At 74.6% G+C, this 16,205-nt stretch carries 12 protein-coding genes; 6 read left to right on the top strand and 6 right to left on the bottom strand.

Features of this window, described 5'->3' with window-relative positions; all coding sequences use genetic code 11:
• Positions 1-658 precede the first annotated feature (658 nt).
• Complete coding sequence (locus ABZ920_RS08925) at positions 659-1,519, top strand: helix-turn-helix transcriptional regulator (RefSeq protein ID WP_361500423.1); 861 nt, start codon at positions 659-661, stop codon at positions 1,517-1,519.
• A gap of 266 nt (positions 1,520-1,785) precedes the next feature.
• Positions 1,786-1,977 carry a DUF397 domain-containing protein gene (locus tag ABZ920_RS08920; protein ID WP_361500421.1) on the top strand — a complete coding sequence of 64 codons (192 nt, stop codon included), beginning with the start codon at positions 1,786-1,788 and terminating at the stop codon, positions 1,975-1,977.
• Positions 1,978-2,366: 389 nt separating this feature from the next.
• Here the strand turns inward: ABZ920_RS08920 and ABZ920_RS08915 are convergent, their stop codons facing one another.
• A complete protein-coding gene (locus ABZ920_RS08915; RefSeq protein WP_361500418.1) occupies positions 2,367-3,485 on the bottom strand; it encodes an ADP-ribosylglycohydrolase family protein in 1,119 nt (372 codons plus the stop codon).
• Between the two features lie 266 nt (positions 3,486-3,751).
• On the opposite strand from ABZ920_RS08915, the gene ABZ920_RS08910 reads away from it, so the two are divergent.
• Positions 3,752-4,564, top strand: a complete 813-nt coding sequence (locus ABZ920_RS08910) for a helix-turn-helix transcriptional regulator (protein WP_361500415.1) — start codon at positions 3,752-3,754, stop codon at positions 4,562-4,564.
• A complete protein-coding gene (locus tag ABZ920_RS08905; RefSeq protein WP_361500413.1) occupies positions 4,561-4,764 on the top strand; it encodes a DUF397 domain-containing protein in 204 nt (67 codons plus the stop codon). Before ABZ920_RS08910 ends, ABZ920_RS08905 begins: the two co-directional genes overlap by 4 nt.
• 49 nt (positions 4,765-4,813) lie before the next feature.
• On the opposite strand, the gene ABZ920_RS08900 is transcribed toward ABZ920_RS08905, so the two are convergent.
• Entirely contained in the window at positions 4,814-5,371 is a 558-nt protein-coding gene (locus tag ABZ920_RS08900; RefSeq protein WP_361500410.1) for a L,D-transpeptidase, read from the bottom strand.
• Between the two features lie 145 nt (positions 5,372-5,516).
• The gene (locus tag ABZ920_RS08895) at positions 5,517-8,102 is read right to left on the bottom strand and encodes a bifunctional FO biosynthesis protein CofGH (RefSeq protein WP_361500407.1); all 2,586 of its coding nucleotides are present in this window, start codon (positions 8,100-8,102) and stop codon (positions 5,517-5,519) included.
• Between the two features lie 490 nt (positions 8,103-8,592).
• On the opposite strand from ABZ920_RS08895, the gene ABZ920_RS08890 reads away from it, so the two are divergent.
• Positions 8,593-11,622, top strand: a complete 3,030-nt coding sequence (locus tag ABZ920_RS08890) for a BTAD domain-containing putative transcriptional regulator (RefSeq protein WP_361500405.1) — start codon at positions 8,593-8,595, stop codon at positions 11,620-11,622.
• Positions 11,623-11,843: 221 nt separating this feature from the next.
• Entirely contained in the window at positions 11,844-12,023 is a 180-nt protein-coding gene (locus ABZ920_RS08885) for a hypothetical protein (protein WP_361500402.1), read from the top strand.
• A 77-nt stretch (positions 12,024-12,100) separates the two neighbouring features.
• Here ABZ920_RS08885 and ABZ920_RS08880 read toward each other — a convergent pair whose 3' ends face one another.
• The 3 genes from ABZ920_RS08880 to ABZ920_RS08870 form a co-directional block, all read right to left on the bottom strand.
• Complete coding sequence (locus ABZ920_RS08880; RefSeq protein ID WP_361500399.1) at positions 12,101-12,733, bottom strand: hypothetical protein; 633 nt, start codon at positions 12,731-12,733, stop codon at positions 12,101-12,103.
• Between the two features lie 177 nt (positions 12,734-12,910).
• Entirely contained in the window at positions 12,911-15,253 is a 2,343-nt protein-coding gene (locus ABZ920_RS08875) for a PQQ-binding-like beta-propeller repeat protein (RefSeq protein WP_361500396.1), read from the bottom strand.
• Between the two features lie 189 nt (positions 15,254-15,442).
• A complete protein-coding gene (locus tag ABZ920_RS08870) occupies positions 15,443-16,168 on the bottom strand; it encodes a VOC family protein (protein ID WP_361500393.1) in 726 nt (241 codons plus the stop codon).
• Between the last annotated feature and the right edge of the window lie 37 nt (positions 16,169-16,205).

Raw genomic sequence — 16,205 nt, 5'->3', positions numbered from 1 at the left:
GCCTGATCAGCGTGGGGATCTTCAACTTCCTGGGGCAGTGGAACCAGTACATGCTGCCCACGGTGCTCAGCGAGACCCCGGGGTCTCGCCACCCCGCCCGGCCGTACGCGTGCGCGACACGGGACGGAGTCCCGGCCGTACGCGGCACGGAACCGGTCCCGGCCGTACGGGCAGCGAACCGACCCTCGGCCGTACGCGGCGCGGAAGCCCCCGGCCATGCGCGGCACGCGACGAGGCTTCGGTTCTGCGCCGCGCGCGCTACCAAGCTGCGGCCGTGCGCCGCGCACGGAGCGCGACGCCCTGGCCCTGCGCGCCCCCGAACGGACGCGTGGGCCCTGCGCGCCCCCAAACAAGCCGGAGACCGCGCGCGGTACACGACAGGCCTCCGGCCGTGCATGCAGCCCGTGGACCTTGGGGGCCGGGCGCGCGGCCTACGCGGCCGGCCGCGCGGGCGGCGCACAAGGCGGCCCGGCCATGGCGGACCGGGGCAGCCCGGTCACCGTGTATCCCGGGACGGCCCGGGGCCGTGCCCAGGACCCGGGAACCGCCGGTCACCCGGCGCATATCCGGCGTTTCCCAGCGCCAGGAAGCACTCTGGTGGCAATCTGCTCACCAGCAGATACGCAAAGTAGAGGCACGCAGCCGGAGGTGACGTCCCGTGGCGTCCAATGTCAATCCCACCGTCAGGCGACGCCGGCTGGGCCAGGAGTTGCGCAGGCTCCGCGAGCTCAAGGGCATGACGGCCGAGGAGGTGGCCGAGCGGCTGCTGGTGTCGCAGTCGAAGATCAGCCGCCTCGAGAACGGCCGGCGCAGCATCAGCCAGCGCGACGTGCGCGACCTGTGCGGGGTCTACGAGGTGGAGGACCACCGGGTCGTGGAGTCGCTGATGCAGATGGCGAAGGACTCGCGCCAGCAGGGCTGGTGGCACTCCTTCGGCGACATCCCCTACAGCGTCTACATCGGCCTGGAGACGGACGCGGCCAGCCTGCGGGTGTACGACCCGCAGGTCGTCCCCGGCCTGCTGCAGACCCGCCAGTACGCGGAGGCGCTGATCGCGGGGGCGCTGCCGGAGACGGCGGCCGCGGACATCGAGAAGCGCGTGCAGGTCCGGATGCGGCGGCAGGAACGAATCTCCGCCGCCGAGAACCCGCTGCGCCTCTGGACCGTCCTGGACGAGGCCGCGCTGCGGCGCGTGGTCGGCAACCGCGCCCTGATGCGGGAGCAGCTGGAGCACCTCGTCGAGCAGTCGCAGCGGCCGCACGTCACCGTGCAGGTCATCCCGTTCGACATGGGCGCGCACCCGGGTCTCAACGGCCAGTACGCCATCCTGGAGTTCCCGGACGCGGCCGACTCCAGCGTCGTCTACATCGAGGGTGTCACCAGCGACCTGTACCTGGAGAAGGCGAACGACGTCCAGAAGTACAGCGTGATGTACGAGCACCTGCGGGCGCAGGCCCTGAACGTGGAGCAGTCGCGCCAGTTCATCGACCGGATCGCGAAGGACTACGCGGACCGCTGAACGGCCGGCTCCGCGGCGGGCGTTCGAGGAGGAAGTGCCGGGTTCCGGCGGCAGGGTGCCGCACAGTACACCGTCGCCGACCCGGGGCGGAAGACCGCTTTGGAATATGCCATCCGGTCGAGTGAATCGTCTCTTCGCAGGTCGGAGTTGGCGAGTAGCGTCGATCACGCCATCGAGCAAGAACGTTGGCGCAAACCGCGCTGTGGGTTCCAGCCGAACGCGTCGTGCGGTGACAGCAACTCAACAACTGGCAATGCGGAGCGGAAATGGCAATTCGTCAGGGCGCCACGGACACGTGGACCAAGTCCTCGTACTCCACGGGCAACGGCGCATGCGTCGAGGTCAAGTCCCCGGTGGTCGCGGCCATGGCGGTCCGGGACTCCAAGGTTCCCGAGGGCCCTGTGCTGGCCTTCCCCGCCGACGCGTGGAACGCGTTCGTGACGTCGATCAGGGTCTGAGGCCGAGGGCCCCGTCGCCCCCGCGCCGGGGCCACGGTCCCGCGCGGCACGGCCGTCGTGCCCGGCCCGGCGCGACCCACCGGCACGGCCCCCGGTCGGCCTCAGGGCCGGCCGGCAGGGGCTCGATCCACAACTTCACAGTCATCACACCAAGAGCCCTCTCGACGAGTCCGCCGTCCTTGCCGAGGGGGCTCGGCCATGCCCGCCCCCGCCCGGACCGGCGCGGGCGGGCATGAGCGTGTCTCCCTCTCCACACACCCCCTTGCGGCCGGCGGTCATCGAGCGGGTCAACACGGACGACGACTCGGCGGCGGCGTGCCCGCCCCGGCCGCGCCGGGAGACGACGTGGTGGGGCTGACGGCGAAGGACTGAACGCCCTCCCGCCCGCCTCAGGTCGCCCGCGGATAGCGGGCCAGCCAGCCCGGGGACGACGCCGCCGGGCTGTGCAGCGCGGGGCCCTGGGTCATCTCCATGGCGAAGTCGTCCGCGAGGAGCAGCATCGTGGAACGGCCCTCCAGTTCGGCCAGCCAGGCCGGCGGGAGGGCCGTTTCGCCGTGCAGGGCGCCCAGCAGCCCGCCGGTGAGGGCGCCCGCCGCGCCCGACGGCCCGCTCTGGTTCACCGCCAGGCGCAGGCCGTGCCGCACGTCCTCGCCGACCAGCGCGCAGTACACGGCGACGGCCAGCAGGCCCGCCGCGCTCCCCTCCCCCGCCAGCTCCTCCACCCGGGCCGGGCCCGGCATGCCCTGCCGGACCGCGCCCAGCGCCTGCCGGAGCGCCTCCGACACCGGCTGGTGGCCGGGCCGCACGGCCAGCAGCGCCAGCGCCTTCTGCACGGCGCCGTCGAGGCCGTCCCCGCGGGCCAGGGCGTGCACGATCACCGCGTACGCGCCCGCGGCCAGGCAGGCGACGGGATGGCCGTGGGTCTGCGCCGCGCACTCCACGGCGAGCTGCACCACCAGGTGCGGCTCCCAGCCGACGAGCAGGCCGAACGGGGCGGAGCGGGCCGCCGCCTCCGGGCCCGGGGCGCCCGGGTTCTTCGGCACGTCCAGCGTGCCCATCGTCTCGTCCCCGAGGCCGAGCAGCAGGGTCCGGGCCGGGTCGCGGCGGGCGTAGAGCCACTCCTCGCGGGCCAGCCAGCCGTCCTCCTTGCGACGCTCGTCGGGCCCCCAGTCCCGCTGGGTCGCGGCCCAGCGGAGGTAGGCCCGGTGCAGGTCGGTCGGCGGGTGCCAGGCTCCGCTGTCCCGGCGCACCTGGGCCCGTATCAGGCCGTCGACGGAGAACAGGGTGAGCTGCGTGAGGTGCGTGACGGCACCGCGGCGCCCGTAGGCGGGGGCCAGGTCCGCCAGCCCCTCCGCCCCGTACGCCTCGCGGATGGCGGCGAGGTCCAGCCGGTCCACCGGCGCCGCCAGGGCGTCCCCGAGGGCCACCCCCAGCAGCGTGCCGCGCACCCGGCTGCGGAAGTCCTGCTGTTCGGTACGGCCCCAGACGGCACCGGACGTCGTACCCACCCAGTCCTCCTCACGGCACCGTCCGCACGTACGCCAGTTCAGCACTGTAATCGAACGGGAACGGTCTGTTCGGAGACCTCATCGGAACGGTCCGGGCAGCAGCGGTCGGCCGTCCGACCACGCCCACCCAAGGGGTCAATTTCCGGCTCGTGTCACCGGGAGTCGTCGTGCGTCCCTACGCTGAACAGCCGTCACCACAGTACGCAACGTGACGGCACGGGCGCGCGGCGCAGTCGCCCGCCCGTGCGTCGTCGGGAGGGCAGGACATGGAGGACGAGGAGACCGAGGTCGTCCTCAGGACGGTGGGCCGGCAGATCAGGATGTGGCGGGAGGCGGCCGGGCTGAAGCAGGCCGAACTCGGGGCCGCGATCGGCTACGGCGACGAGATGGTCTCGTCGGTGGAGCGCGGGCGCAGGATCCCCAAGCCCGACTTCCTCGACAGGGCCGACGAGGTGCTCGGCGCGGGCGGCAAGCTCTCCGCGATGAAGGAGGACGTGGAGCGGGCGCGGTATCCGAAGAAGGTCCGGGACCTGGCCAAGCTGGAGGACGAGGCGGTGGAGTTGGGGGCCTACGCCAGCCACCAGATTCACGGCCTGCTGCAGACTGCGGAGTACGCCCAGGCGCTGTACGCCATGCGACGGCCCGCGTACACCGAGGACGAGATCGAGCGGCACGTCGCCGCGCGAACGGCACGGAAGGCGGTCTTCGAGCGGGTGCCCCGGCCGCTGGTCACCTTCGTTCAGGAGGAGGTGACGCTGCGGCGGCCGATCGGGGGGAGGGCGGTACTACGGCGGCAGCTCGAACACCTCCTGGAAGTCGGCCGGTTGCGGCACGTCGCGATCCAGGTGATGCCCACGGACCGTGAGGACCACGCGGGCATGGGTGGCTCGCTCCAGGTGCTGAAACTCCGGGGCGGGAAGACACTGGGGCACTCGGAGGCCCAGCTCCACAACCGCGTGATCAGCGACCCTCGGGAGGTGCAGATCATGGAAATGCGCTATGGAATGATCCGGGCGCAGGCTCTCCCGCCCCGGGAGTCGCTGGCCTTCATCGAGAAAGTCATGGGAGAAGAGACATGACCTCCGCGAACGGTTCCGCGCTGAAGTGGTTCAGGAGCAGCTACAGCAGCAATGACGGCCCCGAGTGCGTCGAGGTCGCCATATCCCCCTCACCCGCCACCGTCCACGTCCGCGACTCCAAGGACCGCGACGGCGCCCGTCTGGCGTTCACCGACGCCTCCTGGACGGCGTTCGTCCGCTTCACCGGCCACTCCGCCTGAGGCCGACGGATCCGCCTCGGCCCGCCCGGGCCCGCCCGAGGCGGCGCCGTCACTTCACCACGGTGACCGGCGTGCCCTCGGTCGCGAACGTCCACAGGGCCGTCCCGTCGGCCTTGGGCATGCGGATGCCGCTGGTCTGCGTGCCCGCGGCGGGGGCCGGCGGCGAGGCGCCGTCGACGGCGTTGGAGAACGCGATCGACAGGCCGGACTTGGCGGCGAAGTACACGATGTGCTCGATCTCCACACCGTCGGAGCCGGTCGTCGCGTCGCGCCGGTTGGAGACCGGGTAGGTGCCGGGGTCGGGGCTCACCGTGCCCGGCCAGACGACGAAGGTGCGCAGGGCGGCGTCGCTCGCGTCCACCAGCCACACCCGGTGCTGGCCCAGGGAGTAGACGACCCGCCGCCCGGCGCCGGAGCCGGCGGGCACCGCGGGAGGCGCGGACGGCTTCGGGTGGGGGCGCGCGCTCGCGGACGCCGACGGCTTCGGCTCGCCCGCCGCCGTGGGATGCGGTCCGGCGTCGGCCTGCACCGCCAGAACGGCGACCGCGGCGACCGCCCCGAAGGTCAGACCGCTGACCCAGGCCCACGAAGGTATTCGGGCAGGCACGGGCACGCATCTCCTCAGCTGTTCGGCCCCTCCGCCGGGGGTCGGATCATCGTACTGTGAGCGTCCCGTCCGTCGGCTGCGCAGCCCCCGTGCGCCGACCGCCCGCGGACCGCCCGCACGCCGCTCGCCGGTCCGGCCCCCGGAGTCAGTCCAGCACCGGCAGCAGCTCCGGCAGGTGGCCGTCCGACGCCGCCGCGGCCCGCTGCCGTTCCTCGGGCACCTCGCCGTAGAGCGTGGTCCGCGGCTTCGCCGGGCGGCCCGCCGCCTCGGCCACCGCGACCAGGTCCTTGACCGACTTGTACGAGCCGTACGACGAGCCGGCCATCCGGGAGATGGTCTCCTCCATCAGCGTGCCGCCGAGGTCGTTCGCGCCGGAGCGGAGCATCTCGGCCGCGCCCTCGGTGCCCAGCTTCACCCAGCTGGTCTGGATGTTGGGGATGTGCGGGTGCAGGAGCAGACGGGCCATCGCCGTCACCGCCCGGTTGTCGCGCATGGTCGGGCCCGGCCGGGCGATGCCCGCCAGGTAGACGGGCGCGTTGGTGTGGACGAAGGGCAGGGTCACGAACTCGGTGAAGCCGCCGGTCCGCTCCTGGACGCGGGCCAGGGTGCGCAGGTGGCCGAGCCAGTGGCGGGGCTGGTCGACGTGGCCGTACATCATCGTCGAGCTGGAGCGGATGCCCAGCTCGTGCGCCGTCGTGACGACCTCGATCCAGGTGGCCGTGGGCAGCTTGCCCTTGGTCAGCACCCAGCGGACCTCGTCGTCGAGGATCTCGGCGGCCGTGCCCGGGATGGTGTCCAGGCCGGCCTCCCGGGCCGCCGTGAGCCACTCGCGCACGGACATCCCCGTCCGCGTCGCGCCGTTGACGACCTCCATCGGCGAGAAGGCGTGCACGTGCATGCCGGGCACGCGCTCCTTGACCGCCCTGGCGATGTCGAAGTACGCCGTGCCCGGCAGGTCGGGGTGGATGCCGCCCTGCATGCAGACCTCCACCGCGCCCACGTCCCAGGCCTGCTGGGCGCGGTCGGCGACCTGCTCCAGGGAGAGCGTGTAGGCGTCGGCGTCCGTGCGGCGCTGGGCGAAGGCGCAGAAGCGGCAGCCGGTGTAGCAGACGTTGGTGAAGTTGATGTTCCGCGTGACGATGTACGTCACGTCGTCGCCGACCGCCGACCGGCGCACGTCGTCCGCGATCCGGCACAGCGCGTCGAGCGCCGGGCCGTCGGCGTGCAGGAGGGCGAGGGCCTCCTCGTCGGTCAGCCGGGTCGGGTCGTCGGCGGCGGCGCGCAGGGCCGCCCGTACGTCGGTGTCGATGCGCTCGGGCGCCATGCCGGGCGCGGCCGCCTCCCGCAGGGCGCCCCAGTCGCCGTAGACCTCGTCGAAGTCGTCGCGGCGGTCGGTGGTGCGTCCCTCGGTGTCGATGGTGCGGTGCAGGTCGGTGCGGCCCGACGCCTGGAAGACCTCCTCGGGCTCCTGCCACGGGCGGCCCTCGACGACCGCGTCCGCGCGGGCGAGGCCGGTCTCCGGGTCGGCGAGGGCGCGCACGTGCGGCAGCAGCCGCGGGTCCAGCCAGGGCTCGCCGCGGGTGACGAACTCCGGGTAGACGCAGAGCCGTTCGCGCAGCTCGAAGCCGGCGGCCCGGGACCGCTCGGCGAGCTGCTCGATCTGCGGCCAGGGGCGCTCGGGGTTGACGTGGTCGATGGTGAGGGGGGAGACGCCGCCCCAGTCGTCGATGCCGGCGCCGATGAGCCGTTCGTACTCGGCGTCCACCAGGTTGGGCGGGGCCTGCAGGCAGGCGGACGGGCCCATGATGTGCCGGGCGACGGCGACCGTGGCGACGAGGTCGTCCAGTTCGGCGTCGGGCATGCCGCGCATGGCCGTGTCCGGCTTGGCGCGGAAGTTCTGGATGATCAGCTCCTGGATGCCGTGGTGGGCCCGGGAGACCCGGCGCAGCGCGAACAGCGACTCGGCGCGCTCCTCGTACGTCTCGCCGATGCCGACGAGGATGCCGGAGGTGAAGGGCACGGAGGAGCGGCCGGCGTCCTCCAGCACCCGCAGCCGCACGGCGGGTTCCTTGTCCGGGGAGCCGAAGTGCGGGCCGCCCGGCTCGGACCACAGCCGGGTGGCCGTGGTCTCCAGCATCATGCCCATCGACGGGGCGACCGGCTTCAGGCGCTGGAAGTCGGTCCACGTCAGGACACCGGGGTTGAGGTGGGGCAGCAGCCCGGTCTCCTCCAGGATGCGGATCGAGACGGCCCGGACGTAGGCGATGGTGTCGTCGTAGCCGTGCGCGTCGAGCCACTCGCGCGCCTCGGGCCAGCGGTCCTCGGGCTTGTCGCCGAGGGTGATCAGGGCTTCCTTGCAGCCGAGTTCGGCACCGCGGCGGGCGATGCCGAGGACCTCGTCGGGGGACATGAACATCCCGTGGCCGGCGCGGCGCAGCCGGCCGGGCACGGTGACGAAGGTGCAGTAGTGGCACTTGTCCCGGCACAGCCGGGTCAGCGGGACGAAGACGCTCTTGGAGTAGGTGATGACGCCGGGACGGCCGGCTGCCTGAAGGCCCGCGTCCCGCACCCGGGCGGCGGAGGCGGCGAGGTCCTCCAGGTGCTCGCCGCGGGCCTGGAGGAGCACGGCCGCCTCGGCCACGTCCAGCGCGACGCCGTCACGGGCCCGTTTGAGCGCGCGACGCAGGGAGTTCTCGGTGGGGCCGGTTCCGGAGGTCGCGGAGGTCGTCATCCTTCGAGCATACGATCGCGGTGATCAGCGCCAACGGGCCTGGCCGGTCCGCCCTCCCCCGGTCGGCCCGGTGTCCTCCGGGTGGCGGGTGCGGGGACCGGGCGGCGGGGGTGCGGGCCGTCGGCGGGAGGCCCGGCTGTCCACGGCAGTCGGCCGGGATTCCGCCCGGGGAGGCGACGGGCCGACTGCCCGCGGAAGGTGAGGGTGCCGGCGGCGACCGGGGGCGACGCCCGCTCGCGTGGGCTTCCGGCGCCGGCCCGGGCGGTGACGGGACGGCGTCGCGGTGCACACGTGCCGTGCACAAGGACCGCACACGATCCACCCGGTGCCGTGCGCGGCGGCGCCGGAGCCCGTCCGGACCTGTGCGGACACGCCGTCGGGACCCCGTGCGTGCGGTGCGCCGCCTTGGGACCGGCGTCTCCGGCTGCTGACGCAACCCGCCTGAACAAGGCAAACTGACGTGGTTGTTCGGGATATCCAGGGGGACGGCATGGAGGGTCTACCGCGAGTACCGGAGCAGCGGCGTTCCGGGTCGCCGGCGGAGCCGGCTCGGCTGCGCTTCGGCGTGCTCGGCCCGGTGCGCGCCTGGCGCGGCGACGCGCCGCTGGTCACCGGCTCCCCCCAGCAGCGCGCCCTGCTGGCCGCGCTGCTGCTGCGCGAGGGCCGTACGGCGACCGCCGCGGAGCTGATCGACGCGCTCTGGGGCGAGGAGCCGCCGTCCCAGGCGCTGGCCGCGCTGCGCACGTACGCCTCCCGGCTGCGCAAGGTGCTGGACCCCGGTGTGCTGGTGAGCGAGTCGGGCGGCTACGCCGTGCGCGGACCGGGCGAGGACGCGCTGGACCTGGCGGTCGCGCGGCAACTGGCCGCGGAGGCGGACCGGGCGCGCGCGGCGGGGGAACTGCCCGAGGCGCGCGAGGCGCTGGACCGCGCGCTCGCCCTGTGGGACGGGGAGCCGCTGGCCGGGGTGCCGGGCCCGTACGCGGAGGCCCAGCGCGTACGGCTGAACGAGTGGCGGCTCCAGCTGCTGGAGGCGCGGCTGGACATGGACCTGGAGCAGGGCCGCCACGCGGAGGCCGTCTCGGAGCTGACGGCGCTGACGGCGGCGCACCCGCTGCGCGAGCGCCTGCGGGAACTGCTGATGCTGGCGCTGTACCGCAGCGGCCGGCAGGCGGAGGCCCTCGCGGTGTACGCCGACACCCGGCGGCTGCTCACCGACGAGCTGGGCGTCGACCCCCGCCCGGAGCTGCGCGAGCTGCAGCAGCGCATCCTCCGGGCGGACCCGGCCCTCGCGGAGCCGTCGGCGCCGGTCGCCGAACCGGCGCACGTGCCGGTGCGCCCGGCGCAACTGCCCGCGACCGTGCCGGACTTCACCGGCCGGGACGCCTTCGTGTCCGAGCTGAGCGACGTGCTGGCCTCGGCGGAGGGCGGTGTGATGGCGGTGTCGGCGCTGGCCGGCATCGGGGGCGTGGGCAAGACGACGCTGGCGGTGCACGTGGCGCACCAGGCGCGGGCGGCCTTCCCGGACGGGCAGCTCTACGTCGACCTGCAGGGCGCGGGCCCGCGGGCGGCCGAGCCGGAGACGGTCCTCGGCTCCTTCCTGCGGGCGCTGGGCACGGCCGACTCGGCGATCCCGGAGACCCTCCAGGAACGGGCGGCGCTGTACCGCTCGGTGCTGGACGGCCGCCGGGTACTGGTCCTGCTGGACAACGCCCGGGACGCGGCGCAGGTCAGACCGCTGCTGCCGGGCACCGACGGCTGCGCCGCCCTGGTGACGTCCCGGGTGCGCATGGTCGACCTGGCCGGCGCCCACCTGGTCGACCTGGACGTGATGTCGCCGGAGGAGGCGCTGTCGCTGTTCACGAAGATCGTCGGCGAGGAGCGGGTCGCGTCCGAGCGCGAGGCGGCCCTGGACGTGGTGGCGGCGTGCGGCTTCCTGCCGCTGGCGATCCGGATCGCGGCCTCCCGCCTGGCCGCCCGCCGGACCTGGACGGTCTCGGTCCTCGTCGCGAAGCTGGCGGACGAGCGGCGCCGCCTGGACGAGCTCCAGGCCGGCGACCTGGCCGTGAAGGCCACCTTCGAACTCGGCTACGGACAACTGGAGCCGGCCCAGGCCCGGGCGTTCCGCCTGCTGGGCCTGGCGGACGGCCCGGACATCTCCCTCGCGGCGGCCGCGGCCGTCCTCGACCTGCCCGCGGAGGAGACGGAGGACCTGCTGGAGTCCCTCGTCGACACGTCCCTGCTGGAGTCGGCGGCACCCGGCCGGTACCGCTTCCACGACCTGGTCCGCCTGTACGCGCGGGCGTGCGCGGAGCGGGACGAGCACCCGCCGGGCGAACGCGGCGCGGCGCTGTCCCGGCTGCTGGACTTCTACCTGGCCACGGCGGCGGGCGTGTACGCGATCGAGCGGCCCGGGGACCGGCTGGTGGACCACCTGGAGCGGACCCGGTACCCGGGCCTGGCCTTCCCGGACCGGCACCGGGCGCAGGACTGGCTGTACGCGGAGGCGGTGTCCCTGCTCGCCTGCGTCCGCCAGTCGGCCGGCCCGGCCCGCCCTGACCACGCCCGCGACGCGGCGTCGTCCGCCCGGCGGGCGGACGACGCGAGCGCCGCGGCAGGCCCCGCCCCGGCGGTCCTCAGGCGCGCCGTCGACACACTGTGGGCGTCCGTGGACCTGGCGGAGTCCGGCACGAACTCCAAGGCGTACGAGGGCGTCGCGTCCCTGCTGCGCGAGGCCGCGCGGCGGTCGGGGGACGCCCGGGCGGAGGCCCGCGCCCTGATCATGGTGGCGTACGTGCACCACATCACCGGGCGTTTCGACCTCGCCGTCGAGGCCGCGGAGCAGGCCGCGCGGCTCAGCGCCGGCACCGACCCGCTGGCGTCCTGCTGGGCCGACAACACGCTCGGCGTGATCGCCCTCTACCAGAACCGCTACGCCGACGGCGAGGCCCGCCTCACCCGCGCCATCGAGGGTTTCCGCGCCTGCCTGGACCGCCCGGGTGAGGCGAGCGCGCTGTGCAACCTCTCGCGCATCCACCTGGCCACCGGACGCACCCTCGGCGCCGTGTCCCTGGCCCAGCGGGGCACCGACATGTACGACGCCATGGGCCACGCCCTGAAGGGCGCCAACGGCCGGTACGCGCTGGGGCTCGCCCTCACGCAGAGCGGGCGGACCGCGGAGGCCGCGGCCCGGCTCCAGGAGGCGCTGGCCGTGTTCCGGGACAGCCGCCAGCAGCTCTGGGAGGGCATGTCGCTGTTCCGCCTGGCCGAGGTGGACCTGGCCGCGCAGCGCCCGGCGCGGGCGGCGGCGAACGCGGAACTGGCGCTGGGCGTGCTGCGCGACATCGGCGGCGCCTGGCGGCGGGGGAACGTGCTGGTCGTCCTCGGCCGCGCCCTGCACGGCATCGGGCAGACCGGCCGGGCACAGGTGTGCTGGCGGGAGTCGCTGGACATCTTCGAGGCGCTGGACGCCCCGGAGGCCGCGACGGTGCGCGCGCTGCTCGACCCGCTGGCCGTGGCCTGAGAATTCCCGCTGCTCCGGGCCCCCACGGCGGGCGTTCATCATTCGTTTATCGCCGTCCGCCACTCTGAAGTGGTCGAACCGCCGCGTCGGGGGGCAGGCGGACGACCTTCGGGCCGTGCCTTGGGGTGAGCGGCCCGAGCGGCCCGGCCGGCGGCCCAACGGGGGAGTCGCCGGCCGGGCACCGCACCAGTGAACCGAGCCCGAACGGGGAGGCAGCCGTCATGAGCGACGACCTGAGCACCGAGAACATCCACGCGACCGACGCGAAAGCGGACACCCTTCGCACGGACAACATCCACGCCACCGGTGAGCCGCTGAGCACCGAGAACCCGCTCAAGGCGGACGACGGCACCGGCGAGGCCGGCACGGACAACATCCACGCGACGGGCGAGCCCGTCTGACCGGCCTTCCTCACACGGGGCACGACCGCGGCGGCGCGGAGGGGAGCCGCCGCGGTCGACGTGTGTCCGCCGGGCCGTCAGTCCACCGGCTCGGCCCGCGGTACGGCCTCGCAGTGCTCGTACCCGGACACGCGGGAGACGTCGAAGGGGATGATGGCGGTCCTGGTGCCGCCGGCGGCCACCGCGACCTCCGTCACGCCGTCGTCGACGGGGAGGGAGGCCCCGTCCAGGAAGTGCACCACCACCCGGAAGTCCGCCTCGCGGCCGTTGGGGTTGGTGACCTCCGCCTCGGCCCACGGCCGCGTCCCGGTCGGGCAGCTCAGCAGCTCCACCGTGGCGTCCTTCAGGCCGCTGCCGTGGCCGGATGAAGAAGCGCTGGGGGTGTGAGCGGGGCGGCGGTGGGTGGATCCGTAGCCGGTGCCCCCGCCGCTGGTGGAGTCGCTGTCGGCCGTGCTTCCGCCGCTGCCCGCGTCGCTCGTGGGGTAGCTGTCGCCGCTGCCCGCGTAGCCGCTGCCGCTGCTCCCCCCGCTGCCGCCGCCGGACCCGTACGACGACGAACCGTCGTGGTCCTGACGGGAACTGCTGCACCCGCCGCCCGAGCCGCCGCCGTGCCGGCCGCTGTGCCCGTGGCCCCGGGAGAAACCCGTCAGCGCGAGCACCGTGACCGCCAGGACCGCCGTGAACCTGAGTCCCCGCCCCCGTATCCTCATGGGCTCACTCTAAGGCTCGCCTGGCGGGGGGTGCGCACAGGGAGTAGCGTCGTGCGCGGGAACGGTGACCGGTTTGCGACCGGCCGCCGTCCGTCCGAGAGCGACGGCCGCCGTCCGGGCCCTTCCGTGAACCCGTACGACGGCCGTCACCCGCCCGCTCCGCGGGGCGCCGGCGCGTCACGCGGTGCGCGCGGTCCCCGTGCCCTTCTCCGCGTCCAGGGCGTAGACGCAGCGGTCCTTGCTGCACGCGTACACGACGCCGTCCCGGACCACCGGGGAGCCGGTGATCTCGCCGCCGGTCGCGAGCTTCCAGCGCAGCCGGCCGTCGTCGGCCTTGAGGGTGTACAGCAGGTGGTCGGTGGAGCCGAAGTGGATGCGGCCCTCGGCGACCGCCGGGGAGCCGACGATCTCGCCGCCCGCCTGGAACCGCCACTTGGGCGTGCCCGTGACCGCGTCCAGCGTGTACAGACCCTTGCCGCTGCCGACGTGCACGTGCCCCGCGGCGACCAGCACCGGGTCGATCCCCGCCCGGGCCTCGGTGGCGATGCGCCAGCGGTCGCGGCCGTCGGTGGCGTCCAGGGCGTAGACCGTGCCGAGGTAGTCGGCGAGGTACACCCCGCCGCCGGTCACGGCGGGGCCGGGCACGAAGGCGGGCGGGCACAGGAAGACCGCGGGCGCCTCGAAGTGCCAGCGCACCCGGCCGCTCGCCACGTCCAGGGCGAGGACGCGCGTGCCCGCCGAGACGTACACGTAGCCGTCGGAGGCCGGGGTCAGCCGGACCGGGACGCCGCCGCAGGAGGCCGCGTCGCCGATCGGGTAGGACCAGCGCTCGTCGCCGGTGCGGGCGTCCAGGGCGCGCAGCCGGGCCTCCTGCCAGACGTACACCGTGCCGTCGTGGACGGCGGGGCCGGCCTCCGGCGACTCGAAGTCGGCCTGGGCGCCGGTGATCTCCCACAGCTTCCGGCCGTTGGCCGCCTCCCAGGCCTGGACGCCGCCGCCGCGGGTGCCGGTGACGACCGTGCCCCGGTCGGCCTTGAGGGAGTAGACCCAGGCGTCCGTCTGGAGCCGCCACAGGTCGGCGCCCTCGCGGGCGTCGAGGGCGAACAGGGTGGGTCCGTCGGAGGCGTGGACGCGGCCGTCGGCGACCGCCATCGACCAGGCCACGTCGCGGGTCTTGAAGCGGCGGCGGCCGGTGGCCACGTCGAGGGCGTGCACCTCGAAGGAGGTGACGTAGACGAGGTCGTCGGCGACGGACGGGGTCCCCCACACGTCGTTCGACATGCGGAAGCGCCAGGGGCGCCAGCCGGACGCGGCCTCCGGGGGCGCGGCCGGCACCGGCGGTGCGGCGGCGCCGGCACCGTCGACGCCGTTGACGCCGGGGCGCGGCCTGGACCATGAGGCGGCCAGGCCGGCCTCCGGAGGGGGCGCCTTGACGGCGGCGGCGCGGGCGTCGGCCACGCGCGGACCGGGACCGATCGGCACCGGGGCGCCGGCCAGCCGCACCGGGCCCGTGCCGGCCGGCGCCGGGACGGGCGGCGCGGGGACGACGGGGTCGTGCGCCGGCGGCGGCGGCACAGGGGCCCGGCCGCCGCGGTGGCCGGTGGTGGCGGGCCGGCCGGTGGGGCGGCCGCCGCGGCGGCCCTCGATCAGGCTCACCGCCCGCTCGGGCAGCCACGCCGAGGCGGTGCCGCTGTCGTCGGAGCCGGAGCCGAACAGGTGCGGGGCGAGCTGGGCCTGGAGGTCGGCCGGGGTGGGCCGGGCCGACGCCTCCATCTGCATGCAGGACTCGATCAGCGGCCGCAGTTCGTCGGGCAGCCCTTCGAGGTCCGGGCCCTCCCGCAGCAGCATGAAGACCGTCTCCACCGGGTTGGCGCCGTGGAAGGGCGCGTGGCCGGTGGCCGCGAAGACGAGGGTGGACCCGAGGGAGAAGACGTCGCTGGCGCCGGTCACGCTGCGGGAGTCCTTCGCCTGCTCCGGCGACATGTAGGCGGGCGTGCCGACGGCGACGTTCGTCATCGTCAGACGGGTGTTCGAGACGCCGGAGGCGATGCCGAAGTCGATCACCCGGGGGCCGTCCTCGACGACGAGGACGTTGGAGGGCTTCAGGTCCCGGTGCACCAGTCCGGCCCCGTGGATGGACTGCAGCGCCTCGGCGACGCCGGCGGCGAGCCAGCGCACCGCCTGGGCCGGGAGCGGCCCGCACTCGTTCACTATCTCCTCGAGGGAGGGCGCGGGCACGTAGGCGGTGGCCAGCCACGGCACGGCGGCGCGCGGGTCGGCGTCGACGACCGCGGCCGTGTAGAAGCCGGAGACCGCCCGTGCCGCCTCGACCTCCCGCGTGAAGCGGACCCGGAACAGCTGGTCCTCGGCCAGTTCCGTGCGCACCGTCTTGATCGCCACGCGCCGGCCCGACGCCGAGCGCGCCAGATAGACCAGCCCCATGCCGCCGGCACCCAGCCGTCCCAGCACCTCGAACGGCCCGATCCGCCGCGGATCGTGCTGCGTCAGCTGATCCACCACTTGCCTGCCACCTCCCCGTACGCGCCGCGCCGCCCACCTGTGGACGCGACCGAAGTGCAGCGTCTCACCACCGCACCGCCGTGGCGGCACGCACCCCGATTCTTCCTGTCCCGGGCACTGGTTGCGAACCCGGCGACGAATCGGGGTGTCCCGCCGCAAACCCCCCGTTTCACCCCGGGAGGGCGGCCTTCACCTCTGGAGCAGGGCGAAGGACGCCCCCTGATTGTCGAGGACGACGGCCACCGTTCCGTACGACGTCTCGAAGGGTGGCACCTGCGTCCGGCCGCCGAGCCGGTGCACGTCGGCGAGGGCCGCCGCGCAGTCCCCGACCCGGAAGTGGACGAGGAAGTGGGGCGGCATCTCGGGCGGGAAGACGTCCAGGACGGGCGCGCGGCCGAAGTCGGGCTCGGCGCCGGGGCCGAAGAGGGCGTCGTGGAAGAGGCCGCCGTAGAAGGCGTTGACGGCGACCGTGTCGCGGGCGTACAGCTCCGCCCAGGCGAACGTGCCCACCTCGTGGCGCCGGCCGAAGCCCTCGTGCCGGCCCGGCTGCCACAGGCCGAAGACAGCGCCCTCGGGGTCGGCCACGAGGACGGTCGTGCCGAGGTCGTCCACCGGCAGCGCGGGCGTGACCGTCTGCCCGCCGGCGGCCCGGATCCGCGCGGCCAGCGCCTCGGCGTCCGGGGCGGCGAAGTACACCGTCCACACGGTGGGCAGCCGGCCGTCCGTCTTGCGCGCGAGCGCGGCGACGGGCTCGCCGTCCAGCCGCGCCCACACGGAGCCGCCCCGCCCCGCCTCCTCGAAGTCCCACCCGAAGAGCTCACCGTAGAACCGCTTGCCGGCCTCGACGTCGGGGAGCTGCGCGTCCACCCAGCAGGGGACGCCCTCTGTATACGCGGATGCCCTGTTTTCGGCCATGCCGTCAAAGTAACCGGGCCACCCGCAGGCCGCAGAC

The organism is Streptomyces sp. NPDC046831 (assembly GCF_040645305.1).
Lineage (GTDB): Bacteria > Actinomycetota > Actinomycetes > Streptomycetales > Streptomycetaceae > Streptomyces.
This window is presented reverse-complemented; position numbering and strand designations above follow the sequence as displayed.